Origin of the sequence: Paraburkholderia phytofirmans OLGA172, assembly GCF_001634365.1 — a bacterium.
Taxonomy (GTDB): Bacteria; Pseudomonadota; Gammaproteobacteria; order Burkholderiales; family Burkholderiaceae; genus Paraburkholderia.
The window spans coordinates 2,812,994-2,831,141 of the sequence record NZ_CP014579.1 but is presented as its reverse complement, the minus strand read 5'-3'; the positions used below and the strand labels follow the sequence as shown (position 1 = coordinate 2,831,141).

Genomic DNA, 18,148 nt, shown 5'->3' with positions numbered 1-18,148 from the left:
GCGCTGGACTTTGCATCCCTTCGTTTCTGATCGCGCGTGTTGCAAAGAGCGGTGCAGCGAGCCTTCTGCCGGGCTATGTCAATGCGTCGTTGCGGCGGTGGCCGGCGCAGCGGCGTTCCACCAGCCGCCACCGAGCGCCTGGAAGAGGGCCGCGGTGTCGGCGTAGCGGGATGCCTGGGCCTGCGCGAGGCTCACCACCGTTTGTTGGTACTGGCGTTGGGCATCGAGAAGCGACAGGTAGCTCACTCCGCCGACGCGATACTGCCCACGCGTCAGTTCCAGCGAATCGCTAGCGGCACGCCAGGCGTCTGTCTGCGCTCTCAGGCCGGTCGCGTCGTGATCGAGCGCGCGCAGCGAGTCCGCGACGTTCTGGAACGCCAGCAGCACCGTTTCGCGATATTGCGCGTCGGCTTGCTCGTACGCCGCCTCGGCCGCGCGCTTCTGCGCACTCAGTTGCCCGCCATGGAAGACCGGTTGCAGCAGACCGGCGCCCAGGCTCCAGATCGTGCTGCCGGCCTTGAACACCTGGGCCGGCGTCAGGGCCTCGGCGCCGTAGCTGGCGGACAGCGTGATCTGCGGATACATCGCCGCAGTCGCCACGCCGACTTGCGCGCTGGCCTGATGCAGGACGGCGTCGGCGGCGAGGATGTCGGGCCGCTGCTGCACCAGCGCGGACGGGAGACTGACCGGCAGCGTCTCGGGCAACGAGAACATCTCGAGCTTGAATTCTGGCAACGCGGCGTCGCTGGGCAGTTTGCCGGCCAGCACGGCGAGCTGGTGACGCGCCTGGTCGAGTTGTTGTTGCAGCGGCGGCAGCGTTGCGCGGGTCTGCGCCAACAGGGTCTGCTGCGCGAGCACCGCCGTGCGGCCCACGCCCCCCAGGTCGAACTGCTTGCCGAGTACGCCCAGTTGCTCGTCTTCTTCCGTGGCGATCCGCTCGGTTGCCTCGATCTGTGCGCGCAGTGACGCTTCCTTGACGGCCGCGGTCACAATGTTGGCCGACATCGCGAGATAGGCGGCCTGCAACTGGAAGCGCTGGTAATCGACTTGCGCGTGCAACGCTTCGAGTTCGCGCCGTGTGCCGCCGAACACGTCGAGTTTGTACGATACGTTCACCGATGCGTTGTAGAGATTGAACTCATCCACGACGCCGGGCTGGCCGAACGCGACGCCGTTCAATTTCTCGCGCGTGGCGCCAAGTTGTGCGTCGACGCTGGGTAGAAGGGTGCCGCCGGCTTGTGCCGAGAAGTTTTCACTCGCCTGCTGCAATGCAGCTTGCGCCGCGGCGATGTTCGGGCTGTTGACGAGGGCCTGACGGATCAGCGCGTCGAGCGGCTCGCAGTGAAAGAGTGCCCACCAGGCGGCGGGAATATCCTGTCCCGGCATAAAACGCTGTGGCAAGCCGGCAGCCCCTGGAGAAGAGGCCGTCTGCTCGGGCAGCGGTGTGGCGGTGTAGGTGTCGGTAGGCGGCGCGGGGGGAGTGCGGTAGTCGGGACCGACCATGCAGCCCGCCACTGCGGCGCAGCCGCATAGCGCGACGCACAGGCGCCGCCGCCGGACAATACGCTGGTTAACGTCGATCATCGATCCACCTTATATCGCCTGCGTTTAACCTAAACGAGCGAGCGGACGCGGATATTCAGGCAACGTGAACTTTCGGTGTTTCCTTTCCCGACGGCGGAATTGACCATGCGGGAACATAGCTACGCGTAGCCTAGCATGGTCGATTGCTGCGCGCGGCGCACGAGATCACGTAGTGTCCGGCGTGGATCGGGGGGGCCGGATATCGACGACACGTCAGGGAACCATCTGCATGTCGCCTGGCGCTTGCGGAGGCAGCTTGATGGAAAGGACCTTGAATTCGCCGCTGGTCGGCTCGGACCCCGCATGCACGGTTCCCTTCGGGATAATGATCAGGTCGCCGGCGTGAATCTGACGCTGTTCGTTACCTAGCCAGAACGTGCCGCTTCCCGAAATCACGTACTGGATTTCGTCAGAACCTCGATGCGTATGCTTGGGTACGTTACCGGTCTGCACCGCAACGGTTCCGCTCGGCGTGACGACCAGGCCCTTCGAACGCAAGGTACCCATGTTCGGAATCTGTGGGCCAACATCGGCATCGGTTAAGGCGGCCAGGTCGATGATCTGCGCCGTGAGCGGTACGTCTGACGCCTGGGCTCGCGCCAGTGTGCCCAGATGGGATGCAAACATGCCGGCAACGAAGGTCGCAGGCAATGCCGCGAGATAGATGTATCGACGCATGTTCTTGCCCTTTCAGATTGAGCGGACCATCGGCGTACCGTGTTGAGGACTAGCTGGTCCTGATCCGATTGTCGCACCATCGAGAAGGCAGCTCAAAACCAGGGCAATACCTGGGCGTCAGCGCCTCAATGTTCCCGAAGACCAGTTCCATCCTGACAGCTTCGCGTCAGTGAGGATGATTGAGCGTGGTGCTCGACTGCGCAAGCCGTTATTGGACGAGGTTGCCCAGGCGAATACTTTCCGAAAGCTTTCACTCGAAACAGCTTGGTATACCCCCCCACCCTATTTGTCATATACTCCCCCTCGGTATATCGGAGATCATTCATGAGCCACACCATTCGCGAGAAACAGAAGCTGCTCAACCGGGTCCGGCGTATTAAGGGGCAGGTTGAAGCCATTGAGCGGGCGCTCGAGGAAGAGCAGGGGTGCATTGACGTCCTGCAGCAGATAACCAGCTGCCGCGGCGCGATGAACGGCCTGCTGGCTGTGGTGCTTGAGGATCATATCCGCACCCATCTCGTCGATGCGGAAACCCATGAAGAATCGACCGGCAGCGCAACTGACCAGCTGATCGAGGTCGTTCACAGTTATTTCAAGTAGAGCAGAACATGAGTGATTTTAAAAACGCCGCATTCGGCGCGGGACATGACCACATCTTTCTGGGTGCCGGTCATGAAACGAACGAGCGCAAGACGTGGGCCGTGATTGCGCTGTGCAGCGCGATGATGCTGGTTGAAATCGTTGGCGGCAGTATGTTCGGCTCGCTTGCGCTTGTCGCCGACGGCCTGCATATGTCGACGCATGCCGGAGCGATGCTGATCGCAGCCCTGGCGTACACCTACGCGCGCAGGCACGCCACCGACTCCCGCTTCGTGTTCGGTACCGGCAAACTGGGTGACCTTGCGGGGTTCACGAGTGCCATTGTGCTCGCGATGATTGCAGTACTGATTGGCTACGAGGCGGTGTCGCGTTTTCTGTCACCGATACCCATTCACTTCGGTGAAGCGATTCCTATCGCGGTGATCGGCTTGCTGGTCAACCTCGCAAGCGTGTGGCTGCTGAGCGGCGGCGATCACGGCCATAGCCATGGTCACAGCCACGGACATGGTCATGGTCATGGTCATGGTCATGGTCATGGTCATGGTCATGGTCACGACGACCATGACCATGAGGACGAAGTGCAGAAGATTTTCGCGCCGTCCGGTGTGTTTGCCGTTTCCATCTTCGAGGATGGGGTGCCACCCGTTTTCCGCATTGCACCGGCGACGGACGGTTCGCGACTGGACACCTCGACGGTGTCCATTACGACGGTACGACCCGATGGGACGCAACAGGTATTCGCACTGGCGGACCGTGGCGGCTATCTGGAATCGAAGCAAGACATTCCTGAGCCGCACGCCTTCAAGGCCATCGTGCGGATGCCGGACGGCGAGCACGAAGTCGAGTTCGAAGAGCATGAGCACGGCCACGACGCGCATGAAGCAGCAACCCGCGACCACAACATCCGGTCGGCCTACATCCACGTGATGGCGGATGCGGCGGTCTCCGTGCTGGCTATCATCGGTCTCTTACTGGCACGCGCATTTGGCTGGCTCTGGATGGACCCGCTCGCGGGTGTCATCGGCGCGCTGGTGATTGCAAACTGGTCGTACGGCTTGATGCGAGATACGGGTGCCATCCTGCTCGACATGAATCCCGACCGGCGCATGGCGGAGAACGTGCGAAACGCTATCGAGGACCGTGGCGACAAGGTCGTCGATCTGCATGTATGGCGGGTGGGTCCGGGTCACATGAGTGCCGTGGTGTCCGTGGCAACGAGCGAAGCTCAGCGAGACTCGCGCTTCTATCACGCAGTGCTCGAGCGCTTCAGGGGGCTGTCACATGTCACCGTTGAAGTGCAAGCTTCACACGCGTCGGCCTGAACCATGGCAGCCAAGTCGCCGATCCGCCACGCGTTTGCGGCGCGGCGACTTGCTTCGGTAGTGCACGGCGCGGTAAAATCGCGCCTGCTCATTGGGGAGTAGCCGCCTCGAACGCCATGTTCGAGGGCGCATGTCAACATACTTGGCGAGTCGAGAGACCCGCTATGGCGTGCGCAGCTAAGTGCCTGGCAAGACCGATGACACGCATTCCGACCTAACCGGGTCGCCGGAATGCGCGTCATCGCGTGCTTTCAGCGCGGCCCGGGTACAACAACCCATGCAATCCTTCCTTATTTCGACCAGCGTGGTCGGCCTTGCCGAAATTGGCGACAAGACTCAACTCCTGTCCCTGGTATTGGCCGCGCGATATCGCAAGCCTATTCCCATCATCCTGGGTGTCTTTGCCGCTACCATCATCAATCATGGTGCATCCGGCGCACTCGGCGCGTGGCTCGCGAGCGTTCTGAGTCCGGGTATTCTGAATTGGGCGGTTGTCGCATCATTCGCGGTGATGGCGGTGTGGATTCTCATTCCGGACAAGCTGGACGACGCCGACGCGGTATTGACGAAAAACTCGATGGGGGTGTTCGGCACAACCGCGCTCACATTCTTTCTCGCTGAAATGGGCGACAAAACCCAGATCGTCACGATTGCGCTCGCTGCGCGCTTTCACGAGTTCTTCGGCGTCGTCGCGGGCACGACGCTCGGCATGATGCTGGCCAATGTGCCCGTCATCTACCTCGGACACAAATTCGCCGACCGCTTGCCAACAAAGGCGGTCCACATTCTGGCCGCCATCATTTTCGTTGTCCTCGGTGGTTTCGCCCTCAGGACCGCGTTGTACCCGCAAGCGCACCCGCTGTTCTAGTTCGAGAGCTTGCTTCGCAGCGGCCTATCCCTATCCCGACCCCTGTAGTCCTGGCGATCGGCGTGGGGCTCGCGCTGCTGTTTCTTCAGATGCTGCGGCGGATTCGCAGGAACGTGGATGCGGCGGCCCAGGACGCGCTGCGCACGAGCGAGCAGAGGCTGCAGGCGCTTGTCGCCAATACGTCGGATGCGATACTGGTTTCCGACGTCAACGGGACGGTGACCTACGAGGCGCCGACGCGACGCCCCGATCCCTTGAACAACATGGGCCAGATCGTCGGCACCAGTCTGCTCGATCCGATCCATCCCACTGACCGTCCCACGCTGCAGGGCCTGTTGGAGACCGTGTCGTCGACGGCTCGATCCACGAAATCGATCGAGATCCGTATTCGAGGCGAGGGCGATGCGTGGCGCTATATTCAGCTTACCTTGACGAATCTGCTCGACGAACCGGCTGTCGGCGCGATCGTGGCGACAGCGAGCGATACCACCGAAAGAAAGAACTTCGAAGAGCAGCTCGCGCGACGGGCGTTCTACGACACGCTCACCTCGTTACCGAACCGCGCATTGCTGCTTGACCGTATTAGCCAGGCCGAAGTCGAGCATCGTGAACTACGCGTGTATTTTCAGCCGATCATGCAGCTTCAGGTGGCAGGGTTCCGTGAAATGGAAGCGCTCGTGAGGTGGCAGCACCCCACACGAGGTTTGTTGCCGCCGTCCGAGTTCATTGCGATTGCAGAAGAAAGCGGCCTCATCATTCCGCTCGGACGATACGTACTGGAAGAGGCTTGCCAGCAAGTCGCCCACTGGCAGCGGGCGTTCCCGGCAGAGCCGCCACTGCAGATCAGCGTCAATCTCTCGCCGCGGCAGTTCGATGACCCCAACCTCGTTGCCGACGTGGCGGCAGCGCTGTCCGGTGCTCACATCGGCGCTGCCTCGCTGAAGCTGGAGGTCACGGAGGGCCTGATCATGCGGGATACGGTAAAGAGCATCGAGACGCTCCGGAAACTGAAAGATTTTGGTGTAACGATCGTTACGAACCGCCATGAGTGCGGTGTGAGACGGCCCAAGGTGTCAGAGCCGTCGAACGGTGACCCAAGGCATCATGTGTCTTGTCGTCTCACATCATGCCGCCCGGGCTTCCAGTGCCGCCCACGCCGGTTCCACCGGTCCCGCCGGTCCCGCTTGTCCCGCTTGTCCCGCTTGTCCCGCTTGTCCCGCTTGTGCCGCTTGTGCCGGTACCTGGCGATGCCGGAATCGGATTTGCGGCCCCCATCGTGGCCATCAGTGTGACGGCGACCGCGTCTGGTTCGCCGTTGGTGTCGATTGCGCCGCGGGCGAGGAGCGCTTCGAGATCGCTGTCCACGCCTGGCTGGCCGACAGTGAATGCGGTGGTCAGAAAATTGGGTGTGGAAAGCGTAAGACCGTACTTCTGCTGCAGACCCTGGACGACAGCGGCCTGCGCAGTCAGAACGTCGGTCTGATTCTGCAGCGTCTGCTGAAACCGCGTGTTCGTCGCGAAGCCGACGATGAGTCCGCTTTCATTCGTACCGAGTTGCGCCGCCAGATACGACAACAACAGATCCGTCTCCGGCGTGACGTTGTACGTGCCGCCGGCGAACGCTGCGGAATGCAGTATCGTCCCGCCTGAAGTCACAGCGATCATACATGGCGTCACTGCGCCGAATGTCCCGTGGTAGTTTCCGTTCGCATCGGCTGAGACCGATATTGAGCCCCGCACGCAGTCGATGCTAATCGTCGCATTTGCGAGTGCCTTGCCGGTTGCCGCCGTGCCGGCGATCGAAATCATCGACGTGCTGTTTGCGCTGCCGCCGCCCCCGCCTCCGCCGCCGCAGCCAGCGAACAACGCAAAGGATGCAATTAGCAGCTCTGCGCTGACAGAGCGGATGACGTGCTGTTGTCGAGTGTTCATCGAAGTCTGCCGGTGGTTCGTACGTCGTCTAAACGATTTCGCGAGGGCGTCTATTCCATCTTTCGCGCAGTCCCTGATGCGGCGAAAACATTGCGTCGTGTCTGGCCCGAGCGAGGTGGCGGCGTGGCGCCAGAAGTACTCCCGGCTCCGCCACGGCAAACCTTCACTTCACCCGGTTGGAGTAGAGCGGCCCCGCCGTACGTTTATTAAGGGTCTCGACGCCGGAGAGGTGAGGGTGGCCCGTGCGCGACGTTCCATCAGCACGAGGCACCAGGTTGGGAGGAAGTCTGAAACGAGCCATGAACAACGATAGTGACCGGATGAGAGGAAGTTGGGGCAAGCGGGATTTGCGGCCGCTGTCGGCGTTTGCCGACGATGAACTGTCCGCCATTCAGCACCCTTGGTCCAGTGGCGAAGCCGCGTGGGACGAACGCGGCGACCAGGTGGAGCTGATCCGTTTCGAGGACGTTGTGCCTCATCATTGGAGCGATTCCACTTTCGATCGGCGTAACCCAGAATACGGTTTGCACGGACGCCGTGCTTAGCGAAACGTCCACGCCGGTTCGCAAGGCACTTGAAAAGGTACCTGGCGTGAGCTTGGTCAAAGCCGGCTTCGCAAGCAAACGCGCGTACGTGCTGTTCGATTCGAAGAAGGCTTCGGTCGGCGCATTGACGAACGCCACGACCGATGCCGGCTATCCTTCCCACGTAAGGCAGGGGCAGCGATGATTTCAGTTGTGCTGGATTCCATCATCACGTGTCCGGTGTGCGGGCACAGGAAAGCCGAGACGATGCCCACCAACGCTTGTGTGTGGTTTTACGAATGCGAGCATTGCAAGGCAGTGCTCAGGCCGAAACCCGGAGATTGTTGCGTGTACTGCTCATACGGCACCAACAGGTGTCCGCCGATGCAGCAGTCAGGCTCCTGCTGCGTTGACTGACCCGGATGTGGCCTACGCTGTCGGCGGCAAGCCGTGTTGCGGCGTATTTGGCGTCCGCCCCGGCCATTGCCATTTGTTCGGCAAAAAAGGGCGGGCGTTCGGGCGGAGGATTGTGGAGGTGCTGTCCGTTGCGTGATTCCGCTTACTTGTGCGGGCCACCCCCGTGCGATCCGCTCGCTCCCGACGGCTGAAAGTCACTGCCGAAACCACTTGAGTCGTGCCCGCCGCCGTGGCCTTCGCCATGCCCCCCGCCGTGGCCTTCGGTGCGCGCTTCGCCGTGCCCGCCGCTTGCCATGACGCCGCCGTGATGAAAGTCGCGATCATGGTCATGACCGCGATGAAAATCGAAGTCATGGTCATGGTCATGGTGGTGAAAGTGGTCGATATCGACAAAGCCGAGGAAGCCTCCTTCGTACAGGGGGTACCCGTAGCCGGGACCGCAATAATATTCGGCGCCCGCAGGATTGCTCATGATGTACCCCTGATCACAGGAATTCATCGATGTGTCGTAAGGTGCCGCGGCACAGCCGCCCAGCACCGCGGCTGCAAACACCCCCGTCAAAGAGGAAAAAATCATGTCCTGCACGGTAATACCTCATCTAATGCGGCGGAACGACTCCGCTAAAGATTTAGACCGCGGCGCGGCATGCATGTCCGGGGGCCGGGCTGCGCCACCAGATACCACAGCCACAGGCCGCGAACAACGCAACAGATGCATTTAGCAGCAGTCCGCTCGTGGATCGAATGACGTGCGTTTGTCTAATGCTCGTCGAAGTCTGCTACGGGTTCGGATATTTCATATAAACGGTTTGCCGCCGCGGTCTATTCCATTTTCCGCGCAAAGATTGTTGCTGGGCAGGTGCTAACGCTGCTCCGTCGCTTAGCCCGTTCGCGTCAACCTTCTTCGACCGGCCACATGCCAACGGGGACCAGTGAAAGGTGGTGCGTCAAAGAACGCATGACCCAAGCCTGTCAGGGCGTGACAAGCAAAGAGGTATGCAGGCCCATCGAGTAGTGGCCTGGCTGATTGCAGATTAGTACGTAGCGGCCTGGTGCCAACTTGAGTGTCAGACGCTTGTTCTTGCCGGGGGCGATGTCCTCGACCTCTCCCATTTTTTTGAACTGGCTCTCCGACACCTGTCCATTTTTAACTGGCAGCTTATCGGCGGCCACGTCCGTTTTAAGAACGACAAACTCATGTTTGAGACGAGTGTCCGGTGCGTTGCTTACCTCGAACATGACTGTGCCTGCCTTGACGTGACTGGCATCAAGCTGGATCGCATTCATGAGCAGCGTGGCTCTTATCGTCTCCCCTGCGTAACCAGGACTGCAAACGAGGCCGAGCGCGGTCACACCAAGGAAGACTGCATTGCGTTGGCTTGAGAACATGATGTTTTCCTCTACGAATACCGCGAGTACGAAAGAGTGGCCGATCGCCCCTACGCGTGATACCAGACGGAGGTCCGGACGAAGCGTTAGATAAACGTTCAGTGCTGCAGGCTTATTCCAGTGTGCCAGCGCCGCTTTCATCTCTGGATCAAGCAGTGCGTGAGCGGGAGTCGCGGAGTACACGCCGCCGAATCAGCCCGTCGAGCGAGAGTTAGCTCGGGCCACTAGCGAGCAGCACGAGCAACGTTGCCGCCCATGTTCCAACGGCAGACCGCCTCGTGTTAAATCGTCATGCGCGCCCGACGCAAAGTACGCAGACGATCCCAGCGCCGCCGCGACAGCGCACGCGGCCAAGACAAACCAGCGAGCGTTGGGCCGTCTGGAGGTTGCGTTCGTGGCGCCCCGGTTCTGTATGTGACGTTGAGTCAGTCGGTCAGCTTGACACGTCGGAAGGCGCCCAGCAGCGTGAGGTCATACGCAATCTTCAGCAGGCCGCAGGCGACAAGCGGCGCGCCGACCCAACCCATTGCCAGCAGCGCGCCGGCCAGCGTGGGGCCCAGCGCCGAAGCCAGGCTTCTAGGTACCGCCGTGAAGCTTGCAGCAGCCGGGCGCTCGGGCGGCGTCACTACCGCCATCACGTAGGCGGTCCGGGTTGGCACGTCCATTTGCGACAGCGTGCTGCGCACGAGCAATAGCGTCAGCGTCAACAGCAAAGACGGCGCGAAGGCTGCAGCGATCAGGCAAAGACTGGACGGGATATGGGTGAATACCATCGTGTTCAACAAACCGATCTTGCGAGCCAGTGGCACCGCGGCGAGCTGCGAGCCCGCGGTCAACAGACCCGCCCAGAAAAAAAACTGCCCGGCCGAGCCGAGGGAAAGCCCAAAGCGCTGCATCAGCCAAAGAGACAGCAATGAGTTCACGACGAGGCCGCCAGCAAATGCGTCCACACTGAAAAGCAGCGCAAGGCGCGTGACAATCCCGCGCGACGGACCCAGCGGTGCGTTGCGCGACCGGTCGTGCGCTTGCGGTTCGGGCAACCTCCGATAGAGGAACCACAGTGCGACACCGACCAGCGCATAAACGCCGAACATCGCACGCAGCGCTGCGAGCAGTGACAGGCCCGCATGCACGGCGAGCCAGCCCGGGAGCGCGGCCGCCAAAGCGCCTACTGCGGCGGACACCGCCCCCACCAGGCTGTAACGAGCGAATATCGCTGTGCGGGCATCGCCGGCGGCTGAACCAGCGAGGCGCGCCAGTTCCAGTGGCAGGAACAGGCTGACGTCCCCCGAACTGGGGTTGAGCGTCCCGACAAACGCGACGACAAGCAGAGGCCAGAGTGAAGAAAGTCCTGCGAAGCCCATGCCGGTAGCGGCCATCAGGCCTGCCGCCAGGGTGAGCATGCGACGCAGCGGATGGCGACCGGCGAACATTCCGACCAGGATCGTCGCTACCGCTGAGCCGACCAGCGTCGCGCTGCTGACCAGCCCCACGTCCAGTTGGCCGAAACCGAGCGCAAGCAGGTACGCGGGCAGCAGCACGGCGACAAATCCGTCGCAGAAGCCACGCAACCCGCGTCCGATGAGCAGCGGCAACGCGCTTGCGTCCGCACCGGCGGGCAGCATCAGGCGCGATATCGCACCGCGGCTTGCGATCGCGGCCGCTGTCCTAGGTGCGCGCATCGCCCTGACACCACGCATACAGCGCGTCATAGATGACCATACCGTGCAGTCAATGTTCGTGATCGTCGTCGAAGTGGCGTGACAGCTCCACGGAAATTGTGTAAAGGCCGCTCGCCTCGGGCGGGCAGGCCTCCGGCGAGTCCAGCCAGAGGAAGCGCGCCTTCGGATCAATGAACCGACGAATCAGCCATGCGCTTGCGACGCGGTCGACCCATAGCCCTCGCGCGTTATTGCCCGCCATTCTCGAAAGGCACCTTCCAGACGGTCACCGTGTTTGTGTTGTCGTCGACCGCCGCAAAGCGTACGAACTCTTGACGCGGCTCTGTGAACGCCAGTCCGAAGGCGCCGGCTTGAGCCGGGTCGACGGGAAGTTGCGCGACGAAACGGCCTTGCGGCGTGAATTCGACGATTTCGCTCGGCTGTTTCGGATCGCTGTTGATCGCATCGCCGTTCGCGACGAACAGATGACCGTTCGGTCCGAGGGTTAGCGCAATCGGGCCGTGGAGATGTGCGTTGTCCGCATAGATTACCGCGCCTTTGCCACCGTCATGCTGCGAATAGCCCGCACCGAATACCGCGAAGATCGCATTATCGACAGTGGACGCGACATAGAGTACGTCGCGCTGCGGATCGTACGCGAGTCCGGTCGGGCCTACGACCAATGCCGACGGATCGCCGCGAAGCGGGTAACCCGATGCGATCTGTGTCGCGCGGTTGAGATGAACGCCGTCGTCGTCGACGCTCACATCGAGGCGCACGACCGTGCCGTTGAGCACGTTCGATACGAACACCTTCGCACGGTCGCCTTGATCGAAGATCGTCAGATCCCAGGGGCCGTCGATCTTCGCCTTCGCGGGTGTCCATTGCGCGACGATGCTGCCGGTTCGATTCAGCACCAGCAGCACGCCAGGCTGGATCGTCTTGAAGGTGCCATCCGTGGTCGGTACGCTGCCGACCAGCACGAAGCCGCCCTTGAGAACACCGAGTGCGGTGCTCAGGCCAAGGCCGGGGGCACCCTGGAAGAAGGTGACCGGCTTGTCGTTCGGCACGATCTTGACGATGGTCGTGCCGGTGCCCTGCGCGTTCTGCGCGTTGTTGAAGTTCGACACCAGCAGGTTGCCTGCGGCGACGGTGCCGAAGCGGGGGAATCCGTCGGGCACGAAGGCGACGCCGTACGGATTGATGTCACCGTTGGCCGGCACCGTCGACGAGGTGACGAACGACGGTGGGAGCAGCGGCGTGAGTTCGTCGGCAAGGGCCGAGTCCGCCGGCGAAAGCGCGAGACTGGCGCCGTATAGAGCCGCCAGCAGCAGATGTTTCAGCGTGCGTTCTTTTGCACGGGCAACGCGCTGGCAGGGTTGCCGGTCGATTGGCGGATTGAAGCCGTGTATGACGGGGTTCATGACTGGGCTCTCCAAGAAAGCAGCGGGGCGGGCGGGTGGCAAGCGTGGCGTGCTTCATGCACAACCGGCCTGGATCGCCCGTGCGCAGTAAACGGCTGGCAGGAACAAATATTCCAGTGTGACCGGCCACATGGGGGTGCCTGTTATGGCACGCCGGTCCGTTCGCCGTTGTCGAGAACGGCTGCTGTGGAGATAGTCAGCCGTCGCGGCGAGTCCGCTTCAGCTATCTCCATGTCGCTCGCTGATTTTCAGCGTCCAGCAATCTTCGTAAGAGCAGAAATTGACAGCCTCGTCCGGGGTAACCAGCGCCAGATATGACTTTACTTTACGGGTCCATGGTCCTATTCATAGTCACGAATCCGGGACGGCATGAGATACCCCGATCGCTCGCCATTCAGTACCGAAGCCAAAACGTGCATATCGATACCGCCGCCCGTCAGTACAGCGGCAATGCGCTTGCCAGCAAAGTAAGGATGGTGGGCTGCGGCAAGTGCGACTGCACCCGCGCCCTCGACGACGAGATGATTGCTTTTCGCGAGGCACCGGATGGCTTCAGCCGTACCCTCAAGCGTTGATACGACAGCGCCGTCCACCAACGCATTGAGGTATGGCCAATTTGCATCGAGTACAGTCGATACACCGATGCCCGAGACCATTGGAGTTGACTCGACTGGAACTTCGACGATAGCGCCAGCCGCAAGAGAGGAATAGAAAGGAGCCGCTGCCTCGGTCTCGCACGCATACATTTGCGCGTGGGAGCCCCAATGTGTGCATGCCAGCGCAATACCTGTTATCAGTCCTCCGCCTCCGAAAGGGACGAGTATCACTTCGACGTCTGGCAAGTCTTCCAATATCTCCTGTCCGATAGTCGCGTCTCCAATGACGACATCGCGACACGCACATGGATGCAGAAACGTGCCAGTTTCGCCGGCAGGTGTTTCACCGCAAAGTATTGCCCACCATCTTTCGTAGTCGACTTCAATCACCTGGGCACCCAGCGTGCGAAGTGCCTCGATCTTGCTCTTCGCTGCCGTATCGGTAACGTACACCCTGACGTCCGCGCCCCGAACCCTCGTTGCTTCTGTTACACCGAGGGCGAAGTTCCCGGTGCTCGCGGTATAGACACCGTTCGACAGTTGAGCTGGAGTGAGTCTGGATACTGCATTCAACGCACAGCGTATCTTGAACGATCCTCGCGGCTGAAGATTCTCAGGTTTGAGAAACACGCTCCGATCTGTGGCTGCTGCGTACGCTAACAGTGGAGTGCGAATGACAGTTCCCCGGATCGACTCGGATGCGCGCTCAATGTCGGCCCGGGAGACCTCTCCCAGATAGGCCGAGCCGACACTGTCTTCGAGCGGCTTGCGCGTACGGTGCAGGATGCCCGGAATGCTCATGATGTCCTCGCGCTTGCGTACGTTGAAGGGATGGGCAACGGAACCACCAGAATAGCTTCATGTTTCCCGACCTGTCGGACGAACTGAAGCTGGAAGATGCCATCCGTGCGGTGGACGTGGGGCACGGGAAAGACCCTCGGGCATCGACGGCGAAGACCATGCGTCCGCGCGGACATATCGTCACCTATACTCAGTGACGTTGGCACGGCAGTGCTCGCGGGATTTTGGCGGGAGGAATGGGTGAACAACTCCATACTCTTAAACAGTGAGACACCCTTACGCGATAAATGTCTCGACAACCTGTTTGACGTCGTGATCGTGGGTGCGGGTATCGCGGGTTGTACTGCAGCGCGGCTATTCGCGCTCGAAGGTTTGCGTGTAGCCCTGGTGGAGCATCATGCGAACACGGAGGCATTCAAGCAGCTATGTACTCATTTCATTCAGCCCAGTGCCACGCCGACGATGCGGCGTATCGGTCTCGACCGGTTGATCGAGGACGTGGGAGCCATACGTAACGGCATCGATATCTGGACTCGCTACGGCTGGATCGGCAACGTTTCTCCAGTCGATGAAAATGGTGACGAGGTGTTCGGATACAACGTTCAGCGTCGCACGCTCGACCCGATTCTTCGGCGGCTCGCCATACAAACCCCCGGTGTCACGAGCTTCTTGGGCTGTCATGTGCAACGGCTTGTCGAGCAACAAGACGTGACGGGTGTCGAATTGGCGGGCGCGCATTCGGGCGTTCTTCTAACGCGCCTCGCCGTCGGCGCTGACGGCAGAAATTCTCCGCTTGCAACGCTTGCAGGAGTCAAACCCGTTTCATCCACAAACACGCGGTTCGGTGCGCTCGCTAGCTATCGCGGGGTTCCGCTCGTGCGCGGAACCTGTTCGCAGATGTGGATGCGCGGCTCGGAGATCGGTTATATCTTTCCGAACGATGACGGCATAACCGTGGTGACGTACCTGTCCACAAAGGATGTGTTTGACCAGTTCCATGCGTCGCCACGTGAGTCGCTTATACGAGCCATGGCCGGTTTTCCCGACGCACCGGATTTATCGACGGCGACACCGACAGGACAGGTTCTGATGGTCAAAGACTACCCGAATTTATGGCGGCGACCCGTGGTGCGCAATATTGCATTCGCAGGCGACGCTCTGATGAGCATCGACTTCGTGCCGGGCGTCGGCTGCGGTTTCGCGTTTCAGACCGCTGAATGGCTGGTCGATGCGCTTGCGCCAGCTTTGCGGGGAGATGGGGCTGTGTCGGGTGCGCTAAATAGCTACGCCAGAAACGTGTCACGGAAACTGCAAGGCCATCGGTTCTTCATTTACGACTTCGCGCGGCGCCGCAAATTCAACGTGCTCGAACGACTCGCATTTGCGGCTGCGGCGAAAGACGATTGGGCGTCGCGACATCTGCATAATTTTGCCGCGCGCTTGATTGGGCCCGCGCAGTTCTTCTCGCCGCAGGCGTTGCTGCGCCTAATCTGGATCAGTCTGAGCCGGCCGGCCTCGCGCAGTGCGCAACGTGACGCACCCGTTTGATCGGGATGTCATGGCAATTGTCGATAGAAACCGACTCCGCACGTGGGTACCTGTTGCAGAAGGGAGTGGCAATGATCGTGTACAAGTACGGATACGGCTCCAATAACGTCGAGTCACCCGATATCAGTCCCTTCGTCGTCAAGCTCGAAACGTGGCTGCGCATGTCCGGCCTGCCCTATGAGACCCGAACTGGCAACTACGCAAAGATGCCCAAGCGGAAGCTGCCCGTCGTTTCTATCGATGGGCAACTGATTGCGGACTCTTCTTTCATCATCGAGGAGTTACAGCGCCGCCATCCGGAAGCACTGAACGACGGCCATCTCAGTGCGCTCGAAAATGCGCAGTCGGTGGCTTTCAGGGCACTCTTCGAGAGCGATCTATATTTTGTGCTCCTTTATTTGCGCTGGGGCGTCGACAGCAATATGGCTATCTACCGTCCACTGTTGATCGATTACGCACAGCGATGCAAGCCGGACATTCCTAGGCACGTAGTCCCGTTAATCGCGCCAATTGCATTGGCTTTGGCACGCAGACGAATGGTGCGGCAGGCGTGGGAACAAGGCATCGGACGCCATACGTACGATGAAATCGTTCATATTGGGTTGCTAGGGTGGCGTGCGGTGGCTGAACTGTTAGACGACAGGATCTATCTGCTCGGCGATGTGCCGAGTACGCTCGACGCGACCGGTTTTGCATGGGTACATAGCGTTCTCGTTCATCCCTTTGAAAGCCCAATCCGTGCTTACATCGCGCGAGAAAAGCGGCTCGTCGCTTATCACAACCGTATTTGGGAACGGTGGTGGATGCGGCACGAGTGATTGACGGAGGGGGGCGACGTTTGTTATCTCGCGCGTCGCACTTCACGCATGGGCCACAATGATGTTGGACACCATCTCGCAGATCACCTTTCCATCCCCTATGAGGGGCGCCAATTCGCTTCTTAAACGGTCGAAGAGGGCGTCCTCCACGGACTGTGAAAGCGCGGCCACGCCGGGAGAAGCAGGGGTGGCACTGAAGGAGCGCATGGCGTGTTCCACCCCTTGTTCGAAGACCATGAGAAGGCTGCGAGTCAGAATCCGAACGTCGTGGAAGCCTGCCTCCTCGGCGGCCGTTTGCAGCTCGGCGGTGTTATGCCAACTGAACGGTGCCGTAATCAGGTCAGACAACTCGGACGTCGTCGTTGCGCTCAGCGCAGTATGGATCGCGACAAACAACGGATTGCGCTCAATCGCTGCCCACACCGCAATCACTACCCGTCCGCCAGGTTTCAGGACACATCTCATTTCACGCAGTGCGCTGGATCGGTCAGGGAAGAATTGCAGCCCTTGCTGGCAAAGCACGACAGATGACCTGAACGACAATCAAGCGCCTGATCTATCTCGACGCGCCGATCGCGGTTGGCGCGTCGTCGGACGGTCACTCGCAGGTTTCAGACATAACCGTAAGCAGGCTGCCAAAGAAGCGTCTGGCGGAATATGCGCGGAAGCGCACAGAGTCATAGGGAGCGGGGCCATATTCTGTTCGATACAGCTGACACGTCTCCGCCAGACTTCCAATAGCAGTATTTCTGCCCCCCTTCACAAGCCTCAGCGCTAAGAGCAGTTGAGGAATGATCGCTCACGACGCCACGTCGACATCGGGGAGCCGCGCTGCCCCGCGGAAAGCAGCTTTATGCAATCAGGTGCCACCGATGCGTCTTCGAGCCATCAAATATGCCTTGATTCTTGCCTGCGGGTGCGTGGCTGTCGCCGATGCACTGGCCGCCGATGCTGCCGGCGTCGTCAAGACCCTTAAGGGCACGGTGCAGATCGAGCGGGCTGGAGCAAGTTCGGGTGCGGCCATCGGCAGCGAGGTTTTCGGCAGCGATCGCATCGTGACAGGCCCGGAATCCTCGGTCGGTATCACGCTGCGTGACACCACCCAACTCTCGGCCGGCGCCAATACCATCCTCGAGCTCAACAAATTCGCGTTCAATACCACGACCCATGAAGGGGTGCTCGACGCCTCCGTCAAACGCGGTTCCCTGGCAGTGATTTCCGGCAAGTTGGCGAAGGCGAATCCGGATGCCGTCCGCTTCAGTACGCCGACTACTACGCTGGGTGTGCGCGGCACTGAATTCATCATCGAAGTCGGCGACAAAGGGGAGGGTGCACGTTGAAGGCTGCAATTCGACGTCACGGGCTGGCATCTGCAGCGGCATTCGTCATGCTGGCTTTTCTGGCCGCGTGCAGCACGCCGGACAAAATTATTCTATTGCCCGATCCTGATGGCAAAGTCGGAACGGTCATTGTCCACAGCGCCGCCGGAGAGCAGACAATCGACAAGGCTTACGCAGGGGTCGACGTCACCAAGGGCGGCGCCATCGAAAAAACGATGGATAGCCAATCCAGTGTGCAGGCGCGATATGGCGAGCTGCTCGCGGCCCGGCCGCCTCGGCCCATGACATTTACGATCTTTTTTCTCTTTGATTCCGCCACCGAATTGGCTCCGGAGTCATCCGCCACGGTTAAAAAGCTGAAGGCCGTCCTGGCGACCTGGCCCGCGCCGCAGCTCGTGGTGGTCGGTCACACCGATCTGGCGGGCACTCAGGAATTCAATGACCGGCTGTCCATGCAGCGGGCGCAGACTGTTGCAGCGTTCCTGATCAAGCAAGGTATTCCTGCCCAACAAATAGAGACCGCTGCCCGGGGCAAGCGCGAACCACTGGTGCCCACGGCAGAGGGCATTCCCAATCGCATGAACCGGCGCGCAGTCATCACAATCCAATGATCCGCGCCAGTCATCGGCGCTGAATGGCCTTTCCG

The 18,148-nt window shown here is 60.6% G+C and carries 20 protein-coding genes, 2 pseudogenes and 1 riboswitch; of the genes and pseudogenes, 12 read left to right on the top strand and 10 right to left on the bottom strand.

Annotated features, from left to right (window positions below; translation table 11 throughout):
* Positions 1-78: 78 nt before the first annotated feature.
* Both AYM40_RS32610 and AYM40_RS32605 read right to left on the bottom strand, forming a co-directional pair.
* Positions 79-1,584: an efflux transporter outer membrane subunit gene (locus AYM40_RS32610; RefSeq protein WP_063500102.1), complete on the bottom strand. Its 1,506-nt coding sequence runs from the start codon at positions 1,582-1,584 to the stop codon at positions 79-81.
* A gap of 213 nt (positions 1,585-1,797) precedes the next feature.
* Entirely contained in the window at positions 1,798-2,262 is a 465-nt protein-coding gene (locus tag AYM40_RS32605; protein ID WP_063500101.1) for a cupin domain-containing protein, read from the bottom strand.
* A gap of 324 nt (positions 2,263-2,586) precedes the next feature.
* Between AYM40_RS32605 and AYM40_RS32600 the strand changes: the two genes are divergently transcribed.
* The 4 genes and pseudogenes from AYM40_RS32600 to AYM40_RS43325 form a co-directional block, all read left to right on the top strand.
* Positions 2,587-2,862: a metal/formaldehyde-sensitive transcriptional repressor gene (locus AYM40_RS32600; RefSeq protein ID WP_063500100.1), complete on the top strand. Its 276-nt coding sequence runs from the start codon at positions 2,587-2,589 to the stop codon at positions 2,860-2,862.
* An 8-nt stretch (positions 2,863-2,870) separates the two neighbouring features.
* Positions 2,871-4,184, top strand: a complete 1,314-nt coding sequence (gene dmeF / locus AYM40_RS32595; RefSeq protein WP_063500099.1) for a CDF family Co(II)/Ni(II) efflux transporter DmeF — start codon at positions 2,871-2,873, stop codon at positions 4,182-4,184.
* A gap of 81 nt (positions 4,185-4,265) precedes the next feature.
* Positions 4,266-4,455: riboswitch (yybP-ykoY riboswitch) on the top strand.
* A 6-nt stretch (positions 4,456-4,461) separates the two neighbouring features.
* Positions 4,462-5,052, top strand: a complete 591-nt coding sequence (locus AYM40_RS32590; RefSeq protein WP_063500098.1) for a TMEM165/GDT1 family protein — start codon at positions 4,462-4,464, stop codon at positions 5,050-5,052.
* 89 nt (positions 5,053-5,141) lie between these two features.
* A pseudogene (locus AYM40_RS43325) lies at positions 5,142-6,074 on the top strand (EAL domain-containing protein); the annotation flags it as partial.
* Between the two features lie 97 nt (positions 6,075-6,171).
* On the opposite strand, the gene AYM40_RS42145 reads toward AYM40_RS43325, so the two are convergent.
* Positions 6,172-6,984, bottom strand: a complete 813-nt coding sequence (locus AYM40_RS42145) for a hypothetical protein (protein ID WP_082855425.1) — start codon at positions 6,982-6,984, stop codon at positions 6,172-6,174.
* 299 nt (positions 6,985-7,283) lie between these two features.
* Between AYM40_RS42145 and AYM40_RS32570 the strand changes: the two genes are divergently transcribed.
* Genes AYM40_RS32570 through AYM40_RS42970 form a run of 3 tightly spaced genes read left to right on the top strand, consistent with a single transcriptional unit; the run spans position 7,284 to position 7,925 of the window.
* On the top strand, positions 7,284-7,529 hold the full coding sequence (locus AYM40_RS32570; RefSeq protein WP_063500095.1) for a hypothetical protein: 246 nt from the start codon (positions 7,284-7,286) through the stop codon (positions 7,527-7,529).
* Between the two features lie 46 nt (positions 7,530-7,575).
* Complete coding sequence (locus tag AYM40_RS32565) at positions 7,576-7,713, top strand: mercury transporter (protein ID WP_148662374.1); 138 nt, start codon at positions 7,576-7,578, stop codon at positions 7,711-7,713.
* On the top strand, positions 7,710-7,925 hold the full coding sequence (locus AYM40_RS42970) for a GDCCVxC domain-containing (seleno)protein (RefSeq protein ID WP_082855424.1): 216 nt from the start codon (positions 7,710-7,712) through the stop codon (positions 7,923-7,925). The genes AYM40_RS32565 and AYM40_RS42970 overlap by 4 nt, the downstream gene beginning before the upstream one ends.
* Before the next feature lie 142 nt (positions 7,926-8,067).
* Here AYM40_RS42970 and AYM40_RS32560 read toward each other — a convergent pair whose 3' ends face one another.
* The 6 genes and pseudogenes from AYM40_RS32560 to AYM40_RS32535 all read right to left on the bottom strand — a co-directional run bounded on the left by AYM40_RS32560 (position 8,068) and on the right by AYM40_RS32535 (position 13,796).
* Positions 8,068-8,511 carry a hypothetical protein gene (locus tag AYM40_RS32560; RefSeq protein ID WP_148662373.1) on the bottom strand — a complete coding sequence of 148 codons (444 nt, stop codon included), beginning with the start codon at positions 8,509-8,511 and terminating at the stop codon, positions 8,068-8,070.
* Between the two features lie 386 nt (positions 8,512-8,897).
* Entirely contained in the window at positions 8,898-9,455 is a 558-nt protein-coding gene (locus tag AYM40_RS32555) for a hypothetical protein (RefSeq protein WP_335341224.1), read from the bottom strand.
* Positions 9,456-9,739: 284 nt separating this feature from the next.
* The gene (locus AYM40_RS32550; RefSeq protein WP_063500853.1) at positions 9,740-10,996 is read right to left on the bottom strand and encodes an MFS transporter; all 1,257 of its coding nucleotides are present in this window, start codon (positions 10,994-10,996) and stop codon (positions 9,740-9,742) included.
* 106 nt (positions 10,997-11,102) lie between these two features.
* Positions 11,103-11,219, bottom strand: a pseudogene (locus tag AYM40_RS43930) (chromate resistance protein ChrB domain-containing protein); the annotation flags it as partial.
* Between the two features lie 4 nt (positions 11,220-11,223).
* Positions 11,224-12,399 carry a hypothetical protein gene (locus tag AYM40_RS32540; protein ID WP_236721016.1) on the bottom strand — a complete coding sequence of 392 codons (1,176 nt, stop codon included), beginning with the start codon at positions 12,397-12,399 and terminating at the stop codon, positions 11,224-11,226.
* Between the two features lie 341 nt (positions 12,400-12,740).
* On the bottom strand, positions 12,741-13,796 hold the full coding sequence (locus tag AYM40_RS32535) for a threonine ammonia-lyase (RefSeq protein WP_082855422.1): 1,056 nt from the start codon (positions 13,794-13,796) through the stop codon (positions 12,741-12,743).
* A 59-nt stretch (positions 13,797-13,855) separates the two neighbouring features.
* Between AYM40_RS32535 and AYM40_RS41635 the strand changes: the two genes are divergently transcribed.
* From AYM40_RS41635 to AYM40_RS32525, 3 genes are all read left to right on the top strand, one after another.
* Positions 13,856-13,993, top strand: a complete 138-nt coding sequence (locus AYM40_RS41635) for a hypothetical protein (RefSeq protein WP_158515370.1) — start codon at positions 13,856-13,858, stop codon at positions 13,991-13,993.
* 43 nt (positions 13,994-14,036) lie between these two features.
* A complete protein-coding gene (locus AYM40_RS32530; protein ID WP_158515369.1) occupies positions 14,037-15,344 on the top strand; it encodes an NAD(P)/FAD-dependent oxidoreductase in 1,308 nt (435 codons plus the stop codon).
* Between the two features lie 71 nt (positions 15,345-15,415).
* The gene (locus AYM40_RS32525) at positions 15,416-16,162 is read left to right on the top strand and encodes a glutathione S-transferase family protein (protein ID WP_063500091.1); all 747 of its coding nucleotides are present in this window, start codon (positions 15,416-15,418) and stop codon (positions 16,160-16,162) included.
* A gap of 42 nt (positions 16,163-16,204) precedes the next feature.
* Here the strand turns inward: AYM40_RS32525 and AYM40_RS32520 are convergent, their stop codons facing one another.
* Positions 16,205-16,705, bottom strand: coding sequence for a class I SAM-dependent methyltransferase (locus AYM40_RS32520; protein ID WP_148662372.1), 501 nt, complete (start codon positions 16,703-16,705; stop codon positions 16,205-16,207).
* Positions 16,706-17,034: 329 nt separating this feature from the next.
* Between AYM40_RS32520 and AYM40_RS32515 the strand changes: the two genes are divergently transcribed.
* Both AYM40_RS32515 and AYM40_RS32510 read left to right on the top strand, forming a co-directional pair.
* Positions 17,035-17,502 (top strand): FecR family protein, encoded by a 468-nt coding sequence (locus AYM40_RS32515; protein WP_063500089.1) that lies wholly within the window; start codon positions 17,035-17,037, stop codon positions 17,500-17,502.
* On the top strand, positions 17,499-18,113 hold the full coding sequence (locus AYM40_RS32510; RefSeq protein ID WP_236721015.1) for an OmpA family protein: 615 nt from the start codon (positions 17,499-17,501) through the stop codon (positions 18,111-18,113). The genes AYM40_RS32515 and AYM40_RS32510 overlap by 4 nt, the downstream gene beginning before the upstream one ends.
* Positions 18,114-18,148: the final 35 nt, after the last annotated feature.

Bases quoted from the DNA above. Each gene is read 5' to 3' on its own strand.
- dmeF (WP_063500099.1), top strand. From the start codon at position 2,871: ATGAGTGATTTTAAAAACGCCGCATTCGGCGCGGGACATGACCACATC.
- AYM40_RS32525 (WP_063500091.1), top strand. From the start codon at position 15,416: ATGATCGTGTACAAGTACGGATACGGCTCCAATAACGTCGAGTCACCC.
- AYM40_RS32600 (WP_063500100.1), top strand. From the start codon at position 2,587: ATGAGCCACACCATTCGCGAGAAACAGAAGCTGCTCAACCGGGTCCGG.
- AYM40_RS32540 (WP_236721016.1), bottom strand. From the start codon at position 12,399: ATGAACCCCGTCATACACGGCTTCAATCCGCCAATCGACCGGCAACCC.
- AYM40_RS32550 (WP_063500853.1), bottom strand. From the start codon at position 10,996: ATGCGCGCACCTAGGACAGCGGCCGCGATCGCAAGCCGCGGTGCGATA.
- AYM40_RS32610 (WP_063500102.1), bottom strand. From the start codon at position 1,584: ATGATCGACGTTAACCAGCGTATTGTCCGGCGGCGGCGCCTGTGCGTC.
- AYM40_RS42970 (WP_082855424.1), top strand. From the start codon at position 7,710: ATGATTTCAGTTGTGCTGGATTCCATCATCACGTGTCCGGTGTGCGGG.
- AYM40_RS32515 (WP_063500089.1), top strand. From the start codon at position 17,035: ATGCGTCTTCGAGCCATCAAATATGCCTTGATTCTTGCCTGCGGGTGC.
- AYM40_RS32570 (WP_063500095.1), top strand. From the start codon at position 7,284: ATGAACAACGATAGTGACCGGATGAGAGGAAGTTGGGGCAAGCGGGAT.
- AYM40_RS42145 (WP_082855425.1), bottom strand. From the start codon at position 6,984: ATGAACACTCGACAACAGCACGTCATCCGCTCTGTCAGCGCAGAGCTG.
- AYM40_RS41635 (WP_158515370.1), top strand. From the start codon at position 13,856: ATGTTTCCCGACCTGTCGGACGAACTGAAGCTGGAAGATGCCATCCGT.
- AYM40_RS32535 (WP_082855422.1), bottom strand. From the start codon at position 13,796: ATGAGCATTCCGGGCATCCTGCACCGTACGCGCAAGCCGCTCGAAGAC.
- AYM40_RS32590 (WP_063500098.1), top strand. From the start codon at position 4,462: ATGCAATCCTTCCTTATTTCGACCAGCGTGGTCGGCCTTGCCGAAATT.
- AYM40_RS32555 (WP_335341224.1), bottom strand. From the start codon at position 9,455: ATGAAAGCGGCGCTGGCACACTGGAATAAGCCTGCAGCACTGAACGTT.
- AYM40_RS32605 (WP_063500101.1), bottom strand. From the start codon at position 2,262: ATGCGTCGATACATCTATCTCGCGGCATTGCCTGCGACCTTCGTTGCC.